We start from the raw sequence: 21,572 nt of genomic DNA on the forward strand, positions 1-21,572 counted from the left end.
CGGCATCGGCACTTCCCCGCGTGGCCCCGAAGGTTGGGCTGCGCGGGGAAGACCTCGCTCAGCCCGGCAACACCGCTCTCGTCACCAGCGAGGCGGCCGAGGGTGGGAGCGGAACATTGAGGAGAAGCTCATCCCCGCGGTCCTCGACCGGGCCGATCACCACCGCGACCTCGTAACGATCGGGTCTGGCCCAGATTTCGGGCCAGGTCAGGGACGGGCACAACATCTCTCGCGGACCCAGCTGCAGTTCGTGAGGTTTGCCGGGAGCGAGATCAAACCCACCTCGGATCGCATCGATGCCCTGGGAGGTGGCATCGCCCGGCTGGTTGACCATCGGCCCTCCGCCGACGATGGTGCCGTCCCTCAGGTAGAGAACCTGGAGCAGCGATGGCGGGCTGGAGGCCACATGAACGGCACGCCGGGCGGCGAACGTCACGGTGACTGCCGGGCCGGAATCTGCGTTCACCTTGGCGACCGAGGTCAGCGCTGCCGAGAGGATGCCAGCCGACGACGTACCGGGCTGGTCGTAGCGGTCGCCGCAGGCGTACACCGCGGGCTGCTGGGTGCTGGCGGAGGGCTCGGTCGGCATCGACGGCCCCGGCGTGGCACCGGTCCCGCTGATCCGATCTCCACCGCCGACCATCCCGACGGCGGCGGCTGTCACCAGCGAGACCACCATGATCGAGGCAGCGCCGGTCCCCGCCGCCAATAGACCACGCCGACGCCTCACCCGCGCGAGCACGCGGTCGCTGGCGAACGACGGTGGGGTGACTCCGTCCGCCAAGGTTTCCAGACGCTCCCGCAGAAGACGGTCATCGAACGACACGGTCGTCCTCCCTGGCATCGTGCAGCAGCCTGGCCAGGCGGCGTCGGCCATCGTGCAAGTGACGTTTCACCGTGCCGACCGCGCAATTGAGTTGTGCGGCGATTTCCGGGATGGACAGGTCGAGGTGGTAGTAGAGGACAACGCAGGCCCGTTGTTGGGGGGCTAGCCCCAGAAGAGCCGTCCGGAGGTCGTACCGCGCGTTGACGGCACCCGAATCGTCGTCGACCCACTCCGGCGCGGCTGCCAGCGGCATGACCCGCCGCCACACGCCGCGCCTCCGCAGCCGGTCGAGATAGAGGTTGAGTACGGCTCTCCGGACGTACTGCTCGGGGTTTTCGATCTCGTCGCGATGTCGAAAGGTGAAAGCTCGCACCAACGCGTCCTGCACCAGATCCTCGGCATCGCCATCGTCACCGCACAGCAGGTAGGCGTAGCGTTTCAGCGCCACGCCCCTGGTGTTGACGAGGTCCGTCAACACCCGCTCCCAGCTGGCCACGACAGCGTCCCCTCGATGGTGTCTTTCAGTATCTTGGACGAACCAGAGGCCACCCCGGTTGGGCGTCGAGTGGCTTTTTGTGCGGCACGACCGTCTCCTTCCGGCTGCCAACCCGTCAAGGGGCGTCTGGGCGAGCAGGTCAGCGCGACAACCCCGGTGGCTTATGGTGATAAACCGGACGCCCGGCGGGTGGGCGCCCGGGCCGTGGACTGCGCGCTGTTCAGCCGGAGGGTGGACCGATGACCGACAACGCCCACAGCGTCGACGACTGCTGAGATGGACTGGGCCGGATGGGCGGTGTTCGGGTTGGTCGCCACCGCGGCGCTCACCGCGGCGATGATCACCGCTCAGCTGGTCGGCCTCACCCGGCTCGATCTGCCCCTGGTGCTCGGGACCTTCCTCACCGAGGATCCCGACCGGGCCCGGGTCGTCGGGTTCGTCCTGCACGTCGGCGCGGGGCAGGGTTTCGCCCTCGGCTACGCGGCCACGTTCGCGCTGGTGCACCGTGCCGACTGGTGGATCGGAGGGTTGCTCGGGATCGTGCACGTCGGGATCGCCCTGACGGTGCTGCTGCCGCTGCTGCCCGGTGTCCACCCCCGGATGGCGTCGCAGCGGGCCGGACCGGCCAGCACGGCGGTGCTGGAGCCGCCCGGGCTGTTCGCCCTCAACTACGGCGTCCAAACTCCCCTGGTCACGGCCGTCGTCCACGTCGTCTACGGGGTCGCTCTCGGGCTGCTCCTGCACGCCAGGTGACCCGCCGCTCGCGCGGGAGCGATCGCCGTGACCCGCCCCTCGTGCGGGAGCGTTCGCCGTGACCGGTGAGCCACCGATCAGCGACTACGGGCTGCTCGGCGACACGCGTACCGCCGCCCTGGTCGCGAGTGACGGCGCGATGGACTGGCTCTGCGTGCCGCGCTTCGACGGCGATCCCCTGTTCGGCAGGTTGGTCGGAGGCCCGGCGGCCGGGACGTTCCGGGTGGGCCCGGCGCAGCCGGCCCCGGTCGTCGAACGGCGGTACCGGCAGCACACCGCAACCCTGGAGACCACCTGGGCGGTGGGTGGCGGTCGGCTCCGCCTCACCGAGGCGATGGTCGCCGAGGTCACCGGTCGCCTGCTGCCCACGACCCTGATCGTGCGGCGGCTGGAGGCCGAGCGGGCACCTGTCGACGCGGTGGTGGAGTTCGATCCCCGCCTGGGCGTGCGACACCGTCGGCCCCGGGTGCAGCGCCGGCGGCAGACCCTGGTGTGTGAGTGGGGGGCGCTGGCGGTCGCGCTGGACAGCAGGCCGGCGTTCGGGATCGAACCGGGCCGACCCACCCCGGTCACGGTGCGGCCGGGTCATCCGGTCACCCTCGTCCTGGCCGTGGCCTACCGCGAACCGGTGATCCACGTCGAGCCGACGGCCGCCTGGGACCTGCTCGTCGAGGACGAGGCCCGCTGGCGCACCTGGACCGGGGAGATCGACGAGCGGGTGCCCTTCCGGGAGCACGTCGTACGAAGTCTGCTCACGATGCGACTGCTCACCTACTCGCCCTCGGGAGCGCCGGTGGCCGCGCCCACCACGTCCCTGCCCGAGGATCCCGGTGGGGACCGCAACTGGGACTACCGCTACGTCTGGCCGCGTGACGCCAGCATCGGCGTCAGCGCGTTTCTCAGCGTCGGCAAGGCCGACGAGGCACAGGGGTTCCTCGCCTGGCTGTTGCACGCCAGCCGGCTGCAACGGCCGCGCCTGCCGGCGCTGCTCACCGTGCACGGCCGGCACGTACCGGCGGAGCGGGCACTTCCCGGCTGGCCCGGCTACCTCGACAGCCGTCCGGTACGGATGGGCAACGCCGCCGCCGGCCAACACCAGCTCGACGGGTACGGCTGGGTGATCGACGCCGCCTGGGCGTTCGCCCAGGCCGGGCACCGCCTGTACGCCGAGACGTGGCGGGCGGTGCGCGGTTTCGCCGACATGGTCGACAGGTGCTGGCAGGAGCCCGACGCCGGTATCTGGGAGGTGCGGGAGCCCGCCCAACACGTCCACTCCAAGCTCATGGGCTGGCTCGCGCTGGACCGTGCCCTGGCCATCGCCGACACGCACCCGCTGCCGGACCGGCAACGTCGACGCTGGCAGCGGTCCCGGGACGCCATCGCCGCCGAGGTCCGGACGCGCGGCTTCGACCCGGCGGCCACCAGCTACGTGCGCCGGTACGGCTCCCCGGATCTCGACGCGGCCCTGCTCGTCCTGCCGCTGCTCGGCATCGACCCGGCCGGGTCGCCCCGGGTACGCGGCACCATCGACGCCATCCGGGACCGGCTGTCCGCCGGCGGTCCCCTGCTCTACCGCTACCCGCCCGGGCGGGACGGCCTACCCGGCGTCGAGGGCGCGTTCCTGCCCTGCTCGTTCTGGCTCGTTCAGGCCCTGGCCCGCACCGGGCGTCGCCGCGAGGCCGTCGAGCTGTTCCAGGCCATGGTCGATTACGCCAGTCCCCTCGGCCTGTACGCCGAAGAGGTGGACCCGGCGACGGGCGCCCACCTCGGCAACTACCCCCAGACGCTGACCCACGCCGCGCTCGTCCAGGCCGCGCTCGCCATCCGGGACGCCCCCGCTGCTGATCCCGGGTCTGCCTGAGCGTCCAGCCAGCTCGGGCGAGTAGGGTCCCGATCATGACGATTCCGCACCTGAGCGCCGCCGACGGCACCACCCTGCCCGCGATCGGGCTCGGCACGTACCAGTTGAACGGCTCGGCGGGCGTCGACGCGATCGGGCACGCGATCCGGGCGGGGTACCGGCTGCTCGACTCGGCCGTCAACTACGAGAACGAGGGCGCGGTCGGTCGGGCCGTACGGGACGCGGGCGGCGTCCGCGACGATCTCGTCGTCACCTCGAAGCTGCCGGGCCGGCACCACGACTACGACGAGGCGCTGACCACCATCGAGGAGAGTGTGTTCCGCACCGGCCTCGACCGGATCGACCTGTACCTGATCCACTGGCCGAACCCGAAGGTCGACAGGTACGTGCCGGCGTGGCGGGCGCTCATCGAGGCACGGGAGCGGGGCCTGGTGCGGCACATCGGGCTCTCCAACTTCCTGCCGGAGCACATCGACCGGCTGGTGGCCGAGACCGGGGTCGCCCCGGTGGTCAACCAGATCGAGGTGCACCCGTACTTCCCGCAGCAGGAGGCGCTGGCCTACCACCGGGAGCACGGCATCCTGGTGCAGGGCTGGAGCCCGCTGGGCCACGGCAACGACCTGCGACAGCACCCGGTCATCGCCGAGATCGCCGCCGCGCACGGCGTGAGCACCGCGCAGACGATCCTGGCCTGGCACGTCGCCCGCCAGGTGATCCCGCTGCCCAAGGCCGCGTCGCCGCAGCGGCAGGTCGAGAACCTGGACGTCTTCGGCATCGCGCTCACCGACGCCGAGGTCGAGGCCATCACCGCACTGGGCCGCCCGGACGGGCGGCTGTCCGATCAGGACCCCGCGGTGTACGAGGAGTTCTGACCGACCCGCCACACCGGACGGTCCGGGCTCGGGAGAGCATGTCGGCGTGCTCGACGGACTTGACGACATCGACTGGGCGCGGCTGGGCCACGCCTACGGTTCGGCCGACGACGTGCCCGGCCAGCTGCGCGCTCTGCTCGACCCCGATGCGACCATCCGGGACGAGGCGCTGGGTGAGCTCTACGGCAACGTGTTCCACCAGGGCAACCGGTTCGAGGCGAGCGCCTACGCGGTGCCGTTCCTGCTGGAGATGCTCACCGATCCGGCCACCCCGGACCCGGCGGCGGTGCTCGGGCTGCTGAGCGCCCTGGCCGTCGGGTACGACGAGGGTGTCCTACCGGACGGCTTCCCGGTGGCCGAGTACCGCCGCGCCGCCGAGGGCGGGCGCGCGCTGATCGCGGCCAAGCCGCCGCCGTGGACCGGCAGCGACGAGACCCAGAAGGAGTACGTCGAGTACCTCTACGTCGAGTCGCTGTCGACGGCGGATCAGGGCCGGCTGTGGGCGTACGTCGCGGTGGCGACCTACGACGCGGTGCGCGCCGGGGTTCCCGTGTTCCGTGCCCTGCTGGATCACGCCGATCCCGATGTGCGCCTGTCCGCGGCGTACCTCCTGGCCTGGTTTCCGGAGGACGCCGACGGCAGCGTGACCGCGCTGGCCCGCGCGGTCGACGCCGCCACCGGCGTCGCGGCGACCCCGGGCGAGGTGGCCACCATGCTGGTGTCCACCGGGCTGCTCGGTGCCGCGCCGGACGTGCGGTGGCTGACCGATCCGCGCCCGCTGGTCCGCTGGGGCGCCGCGGCCGGCCGGGCCCGGGTGCTCGGCGCGGCGGCCGACGCGGCGACCGTCGAGGAGCTGTTGGGCTGGGCGTCGGCGGCGTCCGGCGAGGTGCCGGACGAGCCGGTGGAGGGTGAGTGGGTGCCGTTCCTCGGTGGCGATCTCTGTGGTTACGCGGCGCTCGCCCTGCGACAGCTCGGTCCCCAGCACGCCGACCGGGCGTTCGACGCGCTGCTCGACCGGCTGCCCACCGTCGACGGCGACCGGTCGCTGACGCTGCTCAACGTGGCGCTGCGCCTGGCGTTCCCGGACGGCCCGGCGGCGACGCAGCCGCCGGTCGACGCGTTGACGCCCCGGCAGCGCCGGCTCGCCGAGGAACTGAGCCGGTCGACCGAGCCCTGGCTGATCGACGGTGTGCAGTTCGGCAACGTCACCGAACTGGTCGCCGGCTACGGCCTCCCGGGCACCCGCGCGGAGCTGCGCGCCTACCTGGGCCCTTGAGTCCGTCGAGGTCCGCGCGCCACGACGTAGACGAAGAGGATGGTCATGACGGCGACTCCTGCCCACATGGCCTGTTGCCAGCCGTCGACGAACGACTCCTGGGCGGCGCGAACGAGGGCCGGTGCCTGACCGCCCGCGGTGTCAGCGGCGGCGACGGCGTTGGCGATGCCGTCGCGGGCGGTGTCAGCGGTGTCGGTGGGGATGGTGTCGAGGCGGGAGTCGATGGCGCTGCGGTAGCCGGCGGTCAGGACCGCGCCGAGCAGCGCGACGCCGAGGGCGGTGCCGAATTCTCGGGTGACGTCGTTGAGCGCGGACGCGACGCCCTGACGTTCGCGGGGCAGCGCGGAGGTGATGGCCTCGGTGGAGGGCGTCTGGGTCAGACCCATGCCGAGCCCCATGGCGAGCATCCCGGGCAGGATCGCCGGGTAGCCGCCGTCAACCGAGACGAGGGCGGCCATCAACGCCAGGCCGACGCCGCCGAGCAGGATCCCGGCTGCCATCGTCGCGCGGGCTCCGGTACGGGCGGCCAGGCGGGGCGCGAGTCCGGAGGCGAGCATCATCATCGCTGCCATGGGCATGAGCGCGAGGGTGGAGCGCAGACCGGACCAGCCGAGGACGGCCTGGAAGTAGGGGAACAGCACGACGAAGATTCCGGCCTGGACACCGAACAGTGCCAGCAGCGCCAGCGAGCCGCTGGCGAGGCGCCGGTCGCGGAACAGTCGCACGTCGAGCAGGGGTGCCCCCCGGCGGAGTTCCCAGGCCACGAATCCCGTGGCGGCGACGACGCCGACGAGCAGGCTGGTGAGGGTGCTGGGTGCGGTCCAGCCGTTGACCGGGCCTTCGTGCAGGACGTAGATGAACGCGACCACGGCGAGCGCCGACGTCAGTGACCCGGCCAGGTCGAACCTGTGCGGTGACGCCTCGCGGGAGTTCGGGACGGCTCGCAGGGCCATGACGACGGCCACGGCCACGAGCACGACCGGCAGCAGGAGCAGCCACCGCCAGTTCGCCCAGTCGACGAGCACCGCGGACAGGTACATGCCGAGGATGCCGCCCCCGCCGGCGACGCCGGTCCACACACCGATGGCCTTGGAGCGTTCCTGGTCGGGGAACGTCGAGGTGATGACGGCCAGGGTGACCGGCATGATCATGGCCGCGCCGACGCCGGAGAGCAGCCGGGCGGCGATCATCATCTCGGCCGAGGTGGCCAGGCCCGCCGCCACGCTCGCGACGCCGAACACGGCCAGTCCCGCGAGCAGGATCGGTTTACGGCCCACCCGGTCGCCGAGGGCGCCGAGGGGGAGCAGCAGCGCGGCCAGGCTGAGGGTGTAGATGTTGATCATCCAGAGGACGGTGCTCTGCGAGGCATCGAACGCGACCGCGACCTGCGGCTGGGCGACGTTGAGGCCGGAGACCGAGGCGATGACGGCCATCAGGGCGATGCACACCGCGATCAGGATCGCGCGGCGCTGCCGCGGATCGTGAATCGTCGCGTCGGAAACGCGCACGCTCGGTGGGTTGGTCAGGGCAGACATGTGCAGGTTCCTTCCAAAGGGCGCGATGGGGTACGGCGTCGGGGCGGAGCGCCACCCCGACGCGGAGAAGGTGGAGGTCAGCGGCGGCGGGTGGCGCGCACGACAACGTCGTGCAGCGGGACCGTGTGGTTGCCGGGCCCGGGGGCCGGGCGTTGCCGCTCCTCGGCGGTGACGATCTCCCAGTCGGCCGCATCCAGGCCGGCGGTGATGTCAGCGAGAGTGACCGTCGCTTCGGCGGGATGGTGGTGGGCATGGCCGGTGTGCCGGTGCCCGACGATCAGCAGGGTGCCGCCGGGCGTCACCCAGTCGCGGATGCGCTGGTAGAACGCGAGTTGCGGCATCGCGGGGTGCGCGTAGTGGGTAGTGACCAGGTCGAAGCGCAGGTCCGGTTGCCAGGTGGTCAGGTCCGCCTCCACCCACCGGATGCTCTGCGCCTGCCCGTGGGCGGTGGCGCGCTCGGCGGCGCGGGCGAGGGCCTCGGCGGCGATGTCGACGGCGGTGACCTGCCAGCCGTGGGAGGCCAACCAGATCGCCTCGGCGCCGGCGCCGCACCCGGCGTCCAGAGCCGTGCCCGGTACCAGCCCAGCGGTCTCCCGGGCGAGGTGGGGGTTCGGTGGGTTGCCGGCCATCGAGCCGGCCCGGCCGCCGTGGGTGTGCTGCCAGTGCTGTTGCCAGTAGGACTTGTCGAAGCTGTGCGTCATCGGACGGTCCCCGTCTCTCCCCTGTTCGCGGATCACGACTCGATCCTGGGAGGGCCGCCGAGAATGCGCAAAAATTCTTGCCGAATGGCAAAATCGGGGTGTGGACGAGAAGTTTGATCGCACCCTGGACGCCGTCGGCCCGCGGCTGAAGCAGCTACGGCAGCGCCGCAACATCACCCTCACCGACCTGGCGGAGGAGACCGGCATTTCCGCCAGTACGCTCTCCCGACTCGAAGCCGGCCTACGGCGCCCCACGCTCGAGCAACTGCTCCCGCTCGCCCGCGCCCACAACGTCACCATCGACGAACTCGTCGACGCCCCACCGACCGGCGATCCCCGCATCAACCTGCGCCCCATCGCCGCCGGCGACGGCGCCACCATCCTGCCGCTGACGCGTAGACCCGGCGGCATCCAGGCGTACAAGTTCGTCCTGCCCACCGGCGACGACGATCGTGTGCCCGACCTGCGCACCCATGAGGGCTTCGACTGGGTCTACGTCCTCAACGGCACCCTGCGTCTGGTCCTCGGTGACGACAACCTCACCCTGCGACCCGGGGAGGCCGCCGAGTTCGACACCCGTACTCCCCACTGGTTCGGCGCCACCAGCTCCGGGCCGGTCGAATTCCTCAGCCTCGTCGGCAGGCAGGGCGAACGAGCGCACGTACGCGCCACACCGAACCCGGAGCCGCCCCACTGATTGCCGCGCCACCCGGAGCCGGAACGGTCCGGGTGGCGCGGCGTCGCTCAGACGAGCCCGCCCAGGGCCGGGTCGCTGATGCTGTCCCTGCCGTTCTCGACGTGGCCCGCGCATCGGTACGCGAAGCCGGGGTCACCCGCCGCCGCGACCGTCAGGTCGTACCAGCCGTGGGTACGGGCCAGCGGCCAGCCGGCGCGCTCGGTGTCGCCGGGGCGCAGCGACAGGGTGACCGGCCGGGAGTGGTACCCGTCCCGGACGGTCACCTCGACCCGCTTGGGCCCACGGTTGGTGAGCGTGAGCGTGAGCTTGTCGCCCCGCTCGTCGACCGACGGCGTGATGTCGAGGTCCGACGCACCGCCCGCGAACCGGCGGAAGAAGCCGTTCGGTCCGTGCACCGACAGGTCGTACCCGGAGGGGGTTTTCCAGGTGTCGGCCAGGCGCTTGCCCGGCTCGACCGTGTAGCTGCGCGGCGCCGCCGCGCTGCCGGCTTGGCGGACCTGGAGGACCGCTCCCGCGCCGCCGGTGTTGCGGAACTCGATCCGGAACTCGCCGTCGCCCCGGCGTCCGTCGGCGTGCAAGGCGTACGGGATCGCCCGCGCCGGCCGTACGCCGTGCTCCTGCTTCGGCAGCCGTCCCTCGGCCGGCGGCACCGGCACCTCGTCGGGGTGCCGGACCAGGTCGTCGGGCTTGAAGTCGTCGGTGTCCGGCAGCTGCACGTCGCGCGACCGGTTCGGGTGCCGGAAGTCGAAGGCGCTGGTCAGGTCACCGACGACGGCCCGCCGCCACGGGGTGATGTTCTGCTCGACCAGGTCCGGTCGGCCGTGGCCGAAGCGCGTCTCCAGGAACTTGATCAGCGAGGTGTGGTCGAAGACCTGCGAGTTGACGTAACCGCCCCGCGTCCACGGCGACACGATGATCATGGGTACCCGGACGCCGAGGCCGTACGGGCCGGCCGGGTGGTCGGCGTCGCCGGGGAAGATCTCGTTGGTGGTCGGCACGGTGGACTGCCCGTGCTCGCGCGTCTGCGGCGGAGTCGGCGGGACCACGTGGTCGAAGAAGCCGCCCTCCTCGTCGTACGTGATGAACAGCGCCATCTTGCTCCACACCTCGGGGTGCGCCGCGAGGATGTCGATGACCTGCGAGATGTACCAGGCGCCGAACGCCGGGCCCCAGTTCGGGTGCTCGGTGTACGCCTCCGGCGCGGTGATCCAGGAGACCTGCGGGAGGCGTCCCGCCGCGACGTCGGCCCGGAAGTCGGCCAGCAGCGCCTCGGGGTCGCGGCCCTGGGTGCGGATCTCGGTGCCGGTCTTCGCGCGGTCGGCGAGGGGCGTGCCGGGCTGCGCGTTCTGGTACTGGTGGAAGTAGAGCAGCGAGTTGTCGCCGTAGTTGCCGATGTACGGGTCGTTCGTCCAACCCCAGGAGCCGGCGGCGTTGAGGCCGGTGCCGACGTCCTGGTAGATCTTCCAGGTGATGCCGTTGCGCTCCAGCCGCTCCGGGTACGTCGACCAGTCGTAGCCGGCCTCGGCGTTGGTGATGACCGGGCCGCCGCCCTTGCCGTCGTTGCCGACCCAGCCGCTCCACATGTGGTACCGGTTCGGGTCGGTCGGCCCCATCAGCGAGCAGTGGTAGCTGTCGCAGACGGTGAACGCGTCCGCGAGCGCGTAGTGGTAGGGCAGGTCCTGCCGGGTGTGGTACGTCATCGAGGTGACGCCCTTGTTCGGCACCCACCCGTCGAACCGGCCGTCGTTCCAGGCGGCGTGCCCGTCGTTCCAGCCGTGCGGCGGGTCCGGCAGGAAGGTCTGGCCGAGGTCCTTCACCTCGGGCCGGAACGGCAGCAGCTCGTCGGCGCCGTCGGGCTGGTGCCACACGTCCTTACCGGATGGCAGTGTCACCGGATGCGGGTCGCCGAAGCCGCGTACGCCGCGCATGGTGCCGAAGTAGTGGTCGAAGGACCGGTTCTCCTGCATCAGGATGATCACGTGCTCGACGTCCTCGATCGAGCCGGTCCGGTTGTTCGCCGGGATGGCGAGCGCCTTGCTGAGATCCAGCGGGAGCGCCGCGCCGATGGCGGGAACTCCCATCGCCTTGAGGAACGTACGCCGATCCACCGTGCCCATAACTCCGCCTTTGTGTGCTCTGGTCGAGAAACTGGCGACCGGACGCTATCGAGGGCGGGTTGACGGCAGATGACCATAATTGGGCCGCACGGGAGCCCTCCGACGTACCGTGAGATCGTGCCGACGAGAGACGTACTCACCAAGGCTGACCTCGCCGAACTGCGCCGCACGGCGCTCGGGGCGGCCGACCCGCTCGGTGTCGCGGCCGACATCGCCGAGGCGGTCGAGCAGGGCCGGCTGGAGGATCCGGACGACGGCGGGGATGCCCTGACCCTGGCCGCCGAGATCGCCCGGATCCGGACCCGGACCGAAGCCGCGCTGCGATACGCGGATCAGGCGCTGGCGGCGTACCCCTCGGTGGACGACCCCCGGGCGGGCGTGGCCCGCGCGCTGCGTGCCCGGGTGATGTTCCAGGCCGGCGGCCGGGACGACGAGGCGATGGCCGAGCTGACCGCGCTGCGTCCGTTGCTGCTCACCCAACCCGACGTGCCCGCCTACCTGAGCGCGGCGCTGGACGCGGTCGGTCGGTCGGCGACCGCCGAGACGTGGTTGAGCGAGGCGGTCGACACGCTGCTCGGCGAGCGCGACACCACGGCCGACCCGGAGGTCGGCCCGCCGGACGCCCCCGGTGTGCTGTTCCTGCTGCTGCAACAGCGGCACCGGGTACGCCGCAACCTCAACCTGCCGCACGACCGGCAGGACGACCTGGCCGACCGGCTGGAGAACCAGCTCGTCCGCCAGGTGTCGGAACGCCAGGGCGGTTCCTCGGACCTGCTGCTCTGGCCCCGGGACGAGTTCGACAAGCTGCTCGCCACCCACCCCGAGCTGACCGACGTGTACGGGCCGGACTGGGACGCGCACCGGGCGCGCCTGGAGAAGGAACTGGTCCGGCTGACCGGCGCCGGCCGGACCGGTCTGGGCGTGTACCGGGCGAGCGTGGCCGGCCTGGACGCGTTCGCCGGTCGCCGCGACGGCTCTCCGACCGACGCGGCGGTCCGGGCCGGCTACGCGGCCGAGGTGTCGGCGCGGCCCTCCGCCCGGGTGCCCTGGCCACCCGAGCGCAACGACCCGTGCTGGTGCGGGTCGGGCCTGAAGTACAAGAAGGACTGCCTGCCGCGCTCGCGCAGTTGAGCGGTGGCTCTGGGTACACGACTCTGGGCACGCCGGGCCGGTGCCGATAGCCTCCATGCCTCGGATCATCGAGATCCGCCACGGCTGGAGGAGTCGCCGAATGTTCGAAGAGTTCCAGGGCATCCCCGCCCACCCGCTCGTGCTGCACGCCGCGGTCGTGTTCGTGCCGCTGCTCGCGCTGCTGGCGATCGCCTACGCGCTCGTCGCGCCGATCCGGCCGCACACGCGCTGGGTGCTGGCGTTGCTCGCGGTGGGCGCGCCGATCTGCGCGCTGCTGGCGAAGCTCACCGGGGACGCCTTCTTCGAACGGTTGCGCTCGGCGAACCGGGTCACCCCGGAGTTCGTCCCGAAACTGGAGGCGCACCAGGACTTCGGCGACATGACCCTGTACGCCGCGATCGCGTTGGGAATCGTGGCGCTGGCCCTGGTCCGCTTCGTCCCGCCGCGCGCCGCCGAGGGCGTACCCGCCAACCGGGCGGTGACCGTGACGTTGCAGGTGCTGTCGGTGCTGGCCGCCGCCGTCGCCGTGTACTACGTGGTCCGTACCGGCGACTCGGGCGCGAAGGCGGTCTGGGAGGGTCAGTGACGGCCGTGGTGTCGGCCCGGCGCCTGCCGAGCCGACACCACGTCGCCCGTCAGCCGGCGCGGTACGCCCGGATCACGGTCTGCTCGATGCCGCTTCCGCCGTTGGCGGCAGCCTTCACCCGCAGCGAGACGGCCTGCCCGGAGGCGGCCTTCGGCAGCTCGAACCGGTAGCTGTCACCGCTTGCGGTGACGCGGGTCGACGTCCAGGTGACACCGTCGTCGGTCGAGGTCCACACCTGCATCGACGTCACCTTCTGCGCCTTGACGCCGTGCGCCTGCCGGACGGCCAGCTCCGCGGTTCCACCGACCGGGTGGTTGTCGTGGTCCATCGGCAGCCTGTAGTCGACCGCGAGCAGCGGCAACGGCACGCGGTCGGTCCCGTCCGGCCCGGCGGACCGGAACGTCCAGGACGTGTTGACCTTGGTGGAGATCGGCAGGATGAGGCTGGTGTCGACGTCGAAGGTCAGCCGGTAGTCGGCCATCGCCTGCGGCACCGTGAAGTCACCGATCGGACGCTGCTTCTGCTCGACCAGCTTGCCGTCGCGGTACAGCGACAGCGTGCGCTTCACACCGATCGCCTCGCCCTGGAGGCAGTCGGCGCGCTGATGCTGGTCGGTCAGCGTCACCATGTCCAGGTGCAGGTTGCCCCGGGTCCGCGACGGCGGGCTGGCGCAGCTCCAGCCGTCACCGGCCGGGTCGTCGTACCAGTCGGAGTGCAGCGGCTGCCGCGCCCAGACCTTGGACTGCTGACTGCCCGGCCGGTACTGGCGCGGCGCCTCCATGGCCCCCAGTCCGCCGTAGACACCCTGGTCGGCCCAGACGATCTCCGGGGAGAGGTACGACGTCCGGTTCGGCGGCATGATGCCCTCGTAGGTCTGGGTCACCGGCACCCCGTCGGTCGTCTCGCCGGAGCGGAGGAACGTGGTGTACATCTCCGGTGAGTCGGTCTGGTGGAACCGCTCGTCGATGCGGGCCAGCCGGGCCTGCTCCGCCCGGGTCACCCGGAACGACGGATCGGCCGGTACGCCGTCGGCGTACTCGTGCACGATGTTGTAGCGGTACGGCTTCGCGGTACCGGCCGGCGAGTCCATGTTGACGGCCGCCCAGGTGCGCCGCGACCCGATGGTGGGCTTCGGGATCGCCACGCTGCGCACCGCCGTCGCCACCCCGAACCCGCTGATCTGGTGCCACCACGGCAGGCCGTTCACCGCGGTCTGGAAGGTGGTGACGTCGGTCCGGGTGGTCTTCGTGGCCGCCCCGTCGACGGTCGCCGTGACCGGCCGGGCCTGCGCCGGGTCGAGGGTCACGCTCCGCGGGCGGCGCACGTCCAGGTCACCGGCCGCGGTGAGGGTGGTCTCCAGCACGTCGCTGTCGACGTAGTAGGCGACCGACGCGCCGAGCACCGAGTACCGGCCGGCCGGTACCCGCAGGGTGAAGGTGTCCCCGGGGGTACCACCGCCCCCGCCGTAGAACAGCAGCGGGTCGGTGAGGTTGGCGACCATGAGGTTGATCCAGCTTTCCGCGCCGTCCCGCAGGCCGGGCATCGGCTTGGTGTGGATCGTCAGGTCGTAGCTGGGCTGCTCGACGTAGAAGCTGACCGGGGTGGTGGCGACCACCTTTCGGCCGGTGCGGGCGGTGACGGTGGCCAGGTAGAGGCCCGGCCGACTGCCCAGCGCCGCGCGGTTGATCCGCAGCGTCGCCGTCCCCGTCGCGCCCCGCTTGAGGGTCACCCGGCTCGTCGACAGCGACGCCGCGCCGCGCGGCACGCTCTGACCGTCGTGGTTGACGATCGACACGTCCAGGTCGAGGACCGACGTGGCCGGGGTGGACCCCCCGGTCCAGCTCAGCGTCGTCTCGCTGGTCCCGGACTGCGGGTACGCGAACGTGCCGAGGTTGACCACCGGCTGGTCGCTGGTCGGGCCGCCGAGGGCACGGGCCGCGTTGAGGCGGCCGGCCCCGATGGCCCACGGGTCGATGTCGGCCAGCGGGTCCGACGCGCCGACCAGGGCGGCCTTGATCTTCTCGCCGGTCCAGTCGGGGTGTCGCTGGGCGAGCAGCGCGGCGGCGCCGGCGACGTGCGGCGTGGCCATCGAGGTGCCGCTGAGCGACTCGTAGTACCCGTCGATCGGGTCCTGGAGGTTGGTGCCGGCGGCGCGGGCCGCGACGATGTCGACGCCGGGCGCGACGACCTCCGGCTTGGCCGCGTGGTTGTTGATCAGCGGTCCCCGGCTGGAGAAGTCGGCGAGCTTGTCGTCGCGGTCGACGGCCCCGACGGTGAGCGCGGTGGCGGCCGAGCCGGGCGAGGAGATCTGCGCGCCGCTGTTGCCGGCCGCGATGACGAAGAGCGTGCCGGTCTGCCTGCTCAGGGCGTCGACGGCGAGCGAGAGCGGGTCACTGCCGTCGTCGGCCTGGCTGCCGCCGAGGCTCATGTTGATGACGTCGGCCCGGGTGGCCGCCCACTCCATGCCGAGGATGATGCCGGAGTCCTCGCCGGAGCCGTGGTCGTCGAGCACCTTGCCGATCACGAGGTTGGCGTCCGGCGCGACGCCACGACGTTGACCGTGCGAGGCCGCGCCGGTGCCGGCGATGGTCGAGGCGACGTGCGTACCGTGGCCGTTGTGGTCGACGGCGTCACCGTCCTCGACGGTGAAGTCGGCCCGCTCGACGACCCGCCCGGCGAGGTCCGGGTGGCTGAAGTCGGCGCCGGTGTCGAGCACCGCGACCCGGGCGCCCTTGCCGGTGTAGCCGGCCTTCCAGGCTTCGGGCGCGTCGATCTGGGTCAGGTTGCGGTCCAGGCCGGCGGGCTTCGCGCCGGCCGGCAGGGCGGTGGCGCGGACCTTGCGGTCGAGCCAGACCTTCTTCGCGCCGGCCAGCAGCGAGTTCGTCGCCAGCTTGGCGGTGGCGGGGCTCTTCTTGGGTACGTGTCCGGCCACCGCGCCGATGCTGGACAGCGTCTGCACGTCGGCGAGCGCGGCCACCCGGGCGGACGCGGTGGCGGGCTGCACGATGACGGGCAGTTCGCTGGTGTTCTCGTCGTCGTACCCGTCGGCGATCAGCGCGGTGACGTCGAACAGGTCGGGGTCGAGGACCGAGCCGACCTGGGACGCGACACGGGCGGGAACGACGTGCAGGTGACCGTCGGGGCCGCAGCTCTGGTCGATCACCGCGTTCTCGTCGACCGGCCGGATCGTGGCCTGCGGGCACCCGGAACCGGTACTGCGGACGGTCACCACGTCGCCGGTCAGCAGGGTGACGGTGTGCGTCTTCCCGTCGCCGGAGGTGCGCGGTGTGTCGGTGCCGGCGATGCCGCCGGGGCCGGCTGTGGCGGTGCCGCCGGGCACGGCGGTCAGCGCCGTGGCCGTCACGGCGACGGCCAGCAGCCAGCGAGTTCTCCTGAGCATTTCGCTCCTGTCTCATGTGGACAAATGACGCCTCTTGGGCGACATGCTGCAAGATCATAGGTCCGCGAAGCGGATCTCCGGGAGGCCACGACAGGGGTTTTCTCTCCCTCCGAGACAACGTTTTCCGCCAGGTGACGGCGGTGTGCCCAATTCGATGTCGATTCGATTACCGCTGCCGTCCCGATCGGCAGAACGGGCGGCGACGACCACCCGAAGGGATCGACGCCGACGGGGCCCCGCACCTAGCATGGCGACGAATGGATCTTCGCGACTGGCCCCTGCCGCGACCCGGCAACCAGCCCGACCGAAGGGAGACGCGCGTGCGTCGACCCCACCATCTGGCACTCCTGAGCGTCGGCGTGTCCGGCGCACTGGTCCTGAGCGCCACACCGACACCCGCAGCCGCCCGCCCCACGACGCCCGCGCCCACCGGCATCGTGGTGGCCGACGGCATGACCCAACCGGTGTTCTCGCTCGCCGACGCCATCGAGGAGCGGGTGTACGTCCAGACCCCGGTGGACACCGACCACGACGGCCGTCCCGACCGGGTGGCGATCGACATCTCCCGGCCCCGGGAGACCGCCACCGAGGGCTTCAAGGTGCCGGTCATCTTCGAGCACAGCCCATACCGCAAGGGCACCTGGGGCGACGTGCCGTACCCGAGCGTGCTCGTCGACGACCTGCCGCAGAACGGCCTGACCGACCGCTCCGGCCGGCGCGCGCTCGACGCCGGCACGCAGCGCGCCCAGGCCAAGGCGAACCTGCCCGGCTCGCTCGACGACTACTACGTGCCGCGCGGGTACGCGGTGGTGCTCGGCCAGAGCGTCGGCACCGGCGACTCGGACGGCTGCCCGACCAGCGGCGACCAGGCCGAGACGCTCGGCACCAAGGCGGTCATCGACTGGCTCAACGGCCGGGCCAAGGGGTACGACGCGAGCGGAGCACCAGTCACCGCCGGCTGGACCACCGGCGCGGTCGGCATGACCGGCGTCTCCTACAACGGGACGCTGCCCAACCAGGTGGCCACCACCGGGGTCAAGGGCCTCAAGACCATCGTCCCGGTCTCGGCGATCAGCAGCTGGTACGACTACTACCGGGCCAACGGCCTGGTCGTCGCGCCCGGCACCTTCCAGGGCGAGGACCTCGACATCCTGGCCCAGTACACGGCCGGGCAGGCACGCGCCGAGGGGCCCTGCGCCGACGAACTCGCGCAGCTCACCAAGGAACAGGACCGCGTCACCGGCGACTACTCCCCGTTCTGGCGCGACCGCGACTACCTCGACGCCCGCAACGTCCAGGCCAGCGTCTTCGTCGTACACGGCCTCAACGACTGGAACGTCAAGACCGAGCACTTCGCCGGCTGGTGGGACGAGTTGGCCAAGCGCCACGTGCCGCGCAAGATCTGGCTGCACCAGGGCGGGCACGGCGGGCCGGGCAGCAGCGCCTCGGTGACCCTGCCCAGCGGGCAGACCTGGACGTACAAGCAGACCGAGAACCGCTGGTTCGACTACTGGCTGTGGAACGTGCGCAACGGCATCATGGACGAGCCGACGGCGGTGCTCCAGCGCGAGGACCGGGCGTACACCACGTACGCCAACTGGCCCGACCCGGCCGCCCGCGAGGTCGGGCTGCGGTTCGCCGCCACCGACGCCACCGCGCCGGGCACCCTCACCACGGGTAAGCCGCCGAAGGCCCGCGTCGAGCAGAGCTTCGTCGACGAGGGACGGACGATCCACCCGGACACCCTGGTCGCCGACCCGGACACGACCAGCGCCAACCGGCTCGCCTACCGCTCCCCCGCGCTCGCGCAGAGCGTGCGCATCTCCGGCCGCCCCGAGATGCGGCTGCGGATGGCGATCGACAACAAGCCGGACGCCAACCTGACCGCGTACCTGGTGGACTACGGCCCGGCCGGGTCGACCGCCGCGCCCGTCGTGGTGACCCGCGGCTGGATGGACCCGCAGAACCGCGTCAGCGCCGCACGCACCGCGCCGGTCAAGCAGGGCAAGCTGTACGACTACCGGTGGACCATGGAGCCGAAGGACTACGTCTTCCCGGCGGGCCACCGGATCGGCGTGGTCGTCTTCTCCTCCGACCAGGAGTACACGCTGTTGCCGTTGGGCGGCACCGAGTTGCGGGTCGCCCCGAACGACAGCGAACTGCGACTGCCCGTGGTGGGCGGGCGGGGTGTGCTCGGTTTCTGACCGGCTCCGTCAACGGGTGGGGCGGTCCGACGACGCGTCGGGCCGCCCCACACCCGTCTGGTCGTCGGCGGTCCCGGTCTGGGCGAGTGAGGCGAGGAGCCGCAACTTCTCGTCGCTGTCGCTGTCCTTGTCCGGGTAGTAGACGACGAGGATGACGTCGTCGATGGGGAGCTTGTCCCGGTGCAGGCGTAGGTCACCGACGACGGGGTGGTGCACCGTCGTCGTGCCTCCGTCGAGATTGCGGACGTCGTGGCGGGCCCACAGGGTGCGGAACCGCTGACTGGACAGCGCGAGTTCGCCCACCAGCTCGACGAACCGCGGGTTGTCGATGTCGTCCCCGATGGTGGTACGAAGGGTCGCGATGAAATTGGCGGTGGCCTTCGTCCAGTCCTGGTGAAAGGCGCGTTCCTCGGGATCGAGCAGGAGCGACCGCAGCCGGTTCTGACCGGGCCGCAGGCGCGGGGAGAACGCCACGGCCATCGGGTTGGAGGCCAGCACGTCGAAGGCGCGTCCTTCGACGAACGCGGGGATCTGAAGGTGGGCAAGCAGCTCGTACACCCGGGCCGGTACCTGCTCGGACCGCTTGCGACGCGGCGCCCTGGGGCGCGCGGCAGCGAGGTCGAGCAGATACATCCGCTCGATGTCGTCGAGCTGCAGGACGCGCGCGAGCGATTCGAGGACCTGCGGTGAGGGGTTCCTGTCCCGGCCCCGTTCCAGCCGCAGGTAGTAGTCGGGGCTGATCCCGGCGAGCAGGGCGACTTCCTCGCGTCGTAGGCCGGGGACGCGGCGCCTGCCGCCGGTCGGTAGCCCCACCTGCGACGGTGTGACCAGTTCGCGCCGGGCCCGCAGGTAGCTGCCGAGCCGGTGGCCGCCGTCCGACACCTCTTCACCCATGGTCACCACGGTAGTGCGGCGCGCGGGCCGCAGCGGGGGCCCTGGCAGGACCTGGGTAAACGGGGGCCCTGCCACCCCCGCCGGGCTCGGTCGAGACTGGTGATCGCCCTGGTCGGGCGTCCTCTGGATCGAAGGGAAGATCTCGTGGATCTCTCCAACCGCACAGTTCTCATGGTCGGCGGCACCTCGGGTATCGGGCGGGAGTTGGCCCGCCGGTTCGCCGCGGCGGGCAGCACCGTGGCCGTTGGCGGTCGCAACCCCGAGGCCCTCGCGGAACTCGCCACGGAAGGTTTCGGCACGTTCAGCATCGACGTCACCGACAGCGCCTCTGTCGCATCCGCCCGGGACGCCGTGCTCGCCCGTTACCCCGAGCTGGACACGGTGGTGACGATGTCGGGTGCCATGCTCATGGAAGACCTCCGCGACCCCGCGCACTTCGCGGCAGCGCAGACGACGATCGAGACCAACCTGGTCGGCACCATCCGGGTCATCGACGCCTTCACCGCGCATCTGGTCGGTCGGGGTGCGGGCACCTTCATCACCGTCACCTCCGGCATCGCCTTCCTGCCGTTCCCGCCCATGCCCAGCTACGCCGCCTCGAAGGCCGGGGTGCACGCCTACTCCGAGGCGCTGCGGGCGCAACTCGACGGCACCGGTGTCGACGTCGTCGAACTCGTCCCCCCGGCCGTCGCGACAGCCGGCCAGGAGAAGGTGAACCCGCGCGCGCTGCCGCTCGACGACTTCGCCACCGAGGTCATGCAGCTGCTCTCGGCGAACCCCACCCCGCGCGAGATCCTCGTCAAGGGCGTACACATGCACCGCTGGGCCGAGCGCGACGGCACCTACGCCGACCTCGTCGCCGAGCGCTCGAAGGCCCTGGCGAGGCTTCCCGGCCGCAACGGCTGACACCTCCCGTGCGGCACGCACTGCCACACACCGGGGCCGGTCTCCGACGCGAGGAGACCGGCCCCGGTGACAGCACCGTACTTCCGCAGTCGGCGATGCCGGTGGTGCAGGCCAGCACACACCCGCTTGGGCATCCTAGGAGGATAGGCCGTAGCCTCCGACCCGTTTTCGCCTAGGCCGCGAGGCTGGGGATGATCCACTCCAGGTCGGTGATGTCGGGCTATCCCTGCGCGAGGATGCCCCGACTTCGGCGATCTGGAGTCGATCATGCCCACCGGCACGCCCCGACCGGCCGCCCGATGGGAGGTATGTCCGGTTTCTGCCTGGCTGGGTGGTGGCCGGTGACACCGTGGCGGCGGAATCGGTGACCCGGCGGGGTCGTTATACCGGGCACGCCGCCGCGACCCCCGGGTCGACGGGTGGCCGCCGGGAACAGCCGGCGGGTCGGCGTCGTTACAACGCCCGCACGGCCGAGCACCATGCTGGCTGGCCCGGGACGGAGTCGCCCCGGGAACACCCGCCAGGCCGCCGTCGTTACACCCCCGCACGGCCGAGCACCACCGGGCCGTCCCCCCGGTCCCCCGGCGGGAATGACCCGTCGGCCCGGACCGTTGCACCAGCCCCGCGCAGACCCCCCTGTCGGGTCGCCGGAGCAGATCCCCCTCACGAACTTTCCCGCCCGGCACCCCCCCCTGTGCCGCGCGCGTATCCCCCGATGAAGCAGAGGAGCACGCCATCATGCGTACCGATCTGATTCGCAAGACCGCTCTGACCGCCGCCGGCCTCGCCTTCACCGGCGGCGCCATCGCCGGCCCCGTCACCACCGCGTTCGCCGCCGAGAGCACCGCCAAGCCGGTGTCGCAGACCCAGTCGGACCGTAAGGGTCACGGTGAGCGTCAGCTCGGCGTGCGGTACGAGGCGCAGCCGAACTTCTACTACTGCGGCCCCGCCGCGGCCCGTAACGCCCTGAGCGTGCAGGGCAAGGACATCAGCGTGGACGCCATGGCCAAGGAGATGGGCACCACCGAGGCCGGCACCAACAGCATCAACGACATCACCCCCGTGCTGAACAAGGAGACCGGCAAGAACGACGCCTACCGGTCGGTCGAGATCAGCAGCCCCGACGCCGACGCCAAGCAGACCGACCAGCTGCGCGCCGACATCGTGAAGACCGTCGACAACGGCCGGGCCGTGGTCGCCAACATCGCCGGCACCAGCACCGACACCGACGGCAACACCCACTCCTTCGAGGGCGGGCACTACATCAGCGTCACCGGCTACCGCGACAACGGCAACACCGTCACCATCGCCGACTCC

At 71.6% G+C, this 21,572-nt stretch carries 17 protein-coding genes; 10 read left to right on the forward strand and 7 right to left on the reverse strand.

What is annotated here, in order from left to right; genetic code table 11:
• Window positions 1–58 precede the first annotated feature (58 nt).
• Together AC3EN4_RS10255 and AC3EN4_RS10260 are read right to left on the reverse strand one after the other, a co-directional pair.
• On the reverse strand, window positions 59–826 hold the full coding sequence (locus AC3EN4_RS10255; protein WP_435205692.1) for a hypothetical protein: 768 nt from the start codon (window positions 824–826) through the stop codon (window positions 59–61).
• On the reverse strand, window positions 813–1,322 hold the full coding sequence (locus AC3EN4_RS10260) for an RNA polymerase sigma factor (RefSeq protein WP_435205693.1): 510 nt from the start codon (window positions 1,320–1,322) through the stop codon (window positions 813–815). Before AC3EN4_RS10260 ends, AC3EN4_RS10255 begins: the two co-directional genes overlap by 14 nt.
• Window positions 1,323–1,598: 276 nt before the next feature.
• On the opposite strand from AC3EN4_RS10260, the gene AC3EN4_RS10265 reads away from it, so the two are divergent.
• From AC3EN4_RS10265 to AC3EN4_RS10280, 4 genes are read left to right on the forward strand one after another with little or no spacing between them, the layout of a single operon-like run.
• A complete protein-coding gene (locus AC3EN4_RS10265) occupies window positions 1,599–2,075 on the forward strand; it encodes a hypothetical protein (protein WP_435205694.1) in 477 nt (158 codons plus the stop codon).
• Between the two features lie 58 nt (window positions 2,076–2,133).
• Window positions 2,134–3,936, forward strand: coding sequence for a glycoside hydrolase family 15 protein (locus tag AC3EN4_RS10270; RefSeq protein ID WP_435205695.1), 1,803 nt, complete (start codon window positions 2,134–2,136; stop codon window positions 3,934–3,936).
• 35 nt (window positions 3,937–3,971) lie between these two features.
• Window positions 3,972–4,808 (forward strand): aldo/keto reductase, encoded by an 837-nt coding sequence (locus AC3EN4_RS10275; RefSeq protein WP_435205696.1) that lies wholly within the window; start codon window positions 3,972–3,974, stop codon window positions 4,806–4,808.
• 46 nt (window positions 4,809–4,854) lie between these two features.
• Window positions 4,855–6,084, forward strand: a complete 1,230-nt coding sequence (locus AC3EN4_RS10280; protein WP_435205697.1) for a hypothetical protein — start codon at window positions 4,855–4,857, stop codon at window positions 6,082–6,084.
• Here the strand turns inward: AC3EN4_RS10280 and AC3EN4_RS10285 are convergent.
• A complete protein-coding gene (locus AC3EN4_RS10285; protein ID WP_435205698.1) occupies window positions 6,069–7,619 on the reverse strand; it encodes an MFS transporter in 1,551 nt (516 codons plus the stop codon). The two genes, AC3EN4_RS10280 and AC3EN4_RS10285, sit on opposite strands and share 16 nt — an antisense overlap.
• A 77-nt stretch (window positions 7,620–7,696) precedes the next feature.
• Complete coding sequence (locus AC3EN4_RS10290) at window positions 7,697–8,320, reverse strand: class I SAM-dependent methyltransferase (protein ID WP_435205699.1); 624 nt, start codon at window positions 8,318–8,320, stop codon at window positions 7,697–7,699.
• Window positions 8,321–8,420: 100 nt separating this feature from the next.
• Here AC3EN4_RS10290 and AC3EN4_RS10295 point away from each other — a divergent pair, with 100 nt between their 5' ends.
• Window positions 8,421–9,017 (forward strand): helix-turn-helix domain-containing protein, encoded by a 597-nt coding sequence (locus AC3EN4_RS10295; RefSeq protein WP_435205700.1) that lies wholly within the window; start codon window positions 8,421–8,423, stop codon window positions 9,015–9,017.
• A gap of 47 nt (window positions 9,018–9,064) precedes the next feature.
• Here the strand turns inward: AC3EN4_RS10295 and AC3EN4_RS10300 are convergent, their stop codons facing one another.
• Window positions 9,065–11,134, reverse strand: a complete 2,070-nt coding sequence (locus AC3EN4_RS10300) for a phosphocholine-specific phospholipase C (protein ID WP_435205701.1) — start codon at window positions 11,132–11,134, stop codon at window positions 9,065–9,067.
• A gap of 117 nt (window positions 11,135–11,251) precedes the next feature.
• Between AC3EN4_RS10300 and AC3EN4_RS10305 the strand changes: the two genes are divergently transcribed.
• Together AC3EN4_RS10305 and AC3EN4_RS10310 are read left to right on the forward strand one after the other, a co-directional pair.
• Window positions 11,252–12,265 (forward strand): SEC-C metal-binding domain-containing protein, encoded by a 1,014-nt coding sequence (locus tag AC3EN4_RS10305; protein ID WP_435205702.1) that lies wholly within the window; start codon window positions 11,252–11,254, stop codon window positions 12,263–12,265.
• Between the two features lie 100 nt (window positions 12,266–12,365).
• Window positions 12,366–12,851, forward strand: coding sequence for a DUF2231 domain-containing protein (locus AC3EN4_RS10310; RefSeq protein WP_435205703.1), 486 nt, complete (start codon window positions 12,366–12,368; stop codon window positions 12,849–12,851).
• A gap of 49 nt (window positions 12,852–12,900) precedes the next feature.
• On the opposite strand, the gene AC3EN4_RS10315 is transcribed toward AC3EN4_RS10310, so the two are convergent.
• Entirely contained in the window at window positions 12,901–16,251 is a 3,351-nt protein-coding gene (locus AC3EN4_RS10315; protein WP_435205705.1) for a S8 family peptidase, read from the reverse strand.
• Window positions 16,252–16,571: 320 nt separating this feature from the next.
• Between AC3EN4_RS10315 and AC3EN4_RS10320 the strand changes: the two genes are divergently transcribed.
• Complete coding sequence (locus tag AC3EN4_RS10320; protein ID WP_435205706.1) at window positions 16,572–18,455, forward strand: Xaa-Pro dipeptidyl-peptidase; 1,884 nt, start codon at window positions 16,572–16,574, stop codon at window positions 18,453–18,455.
• A gap of 9 nt (window positions 18,456–18,464) precedes the next feature.
• Here AC3EN4_RS10320 and AC3EN4_RS10325 read toward each other — a convergent pair whose 3' ends face one another.
• Window positions 18,465–19,349, reverse strand: a complete 885-nt coding sequence (locus AC3EN4_RS10325; protein ID WP_435205707.1) for a helix-turn-helix transcriptional regulator — start codon at window positions 19,347–19,349, stop codon at window positions 18,465–18,467.
• 144 nt (window positions 19,350–19,493) lie between these two features.
• Here AC3EN4_RS10325 and AC3EN4_RS10330 point away from each other — a divergent pair, with 144 nt between their 5' ends.
• On the forward strand, window positions 19,494–20,255 hold the full coding sequence (locus AC3EN4_RS10330; protein ID WP_435205709.1) for an SDR family oxidoreductase: 762 nt from the start codon (window positions 19,494–19,496) through the stop codon (window positions 20,253–20,255).
• A 738-nt stretch (window positions 20,256–20,993) separates the two neighbouring features.
• A partial coding sequence (locus AC3EN4_RS10335) for a C39 family peptidase (RefSeq protein ID WP_435205710.1) occupies window positions 20,994–21,572 on the forward strand: 579 nt, incomplete at its 3' end.

The sequence above is a fragment of the Micromonospora sp. bgisy143 genome (genome assembly GCF_057708145.1).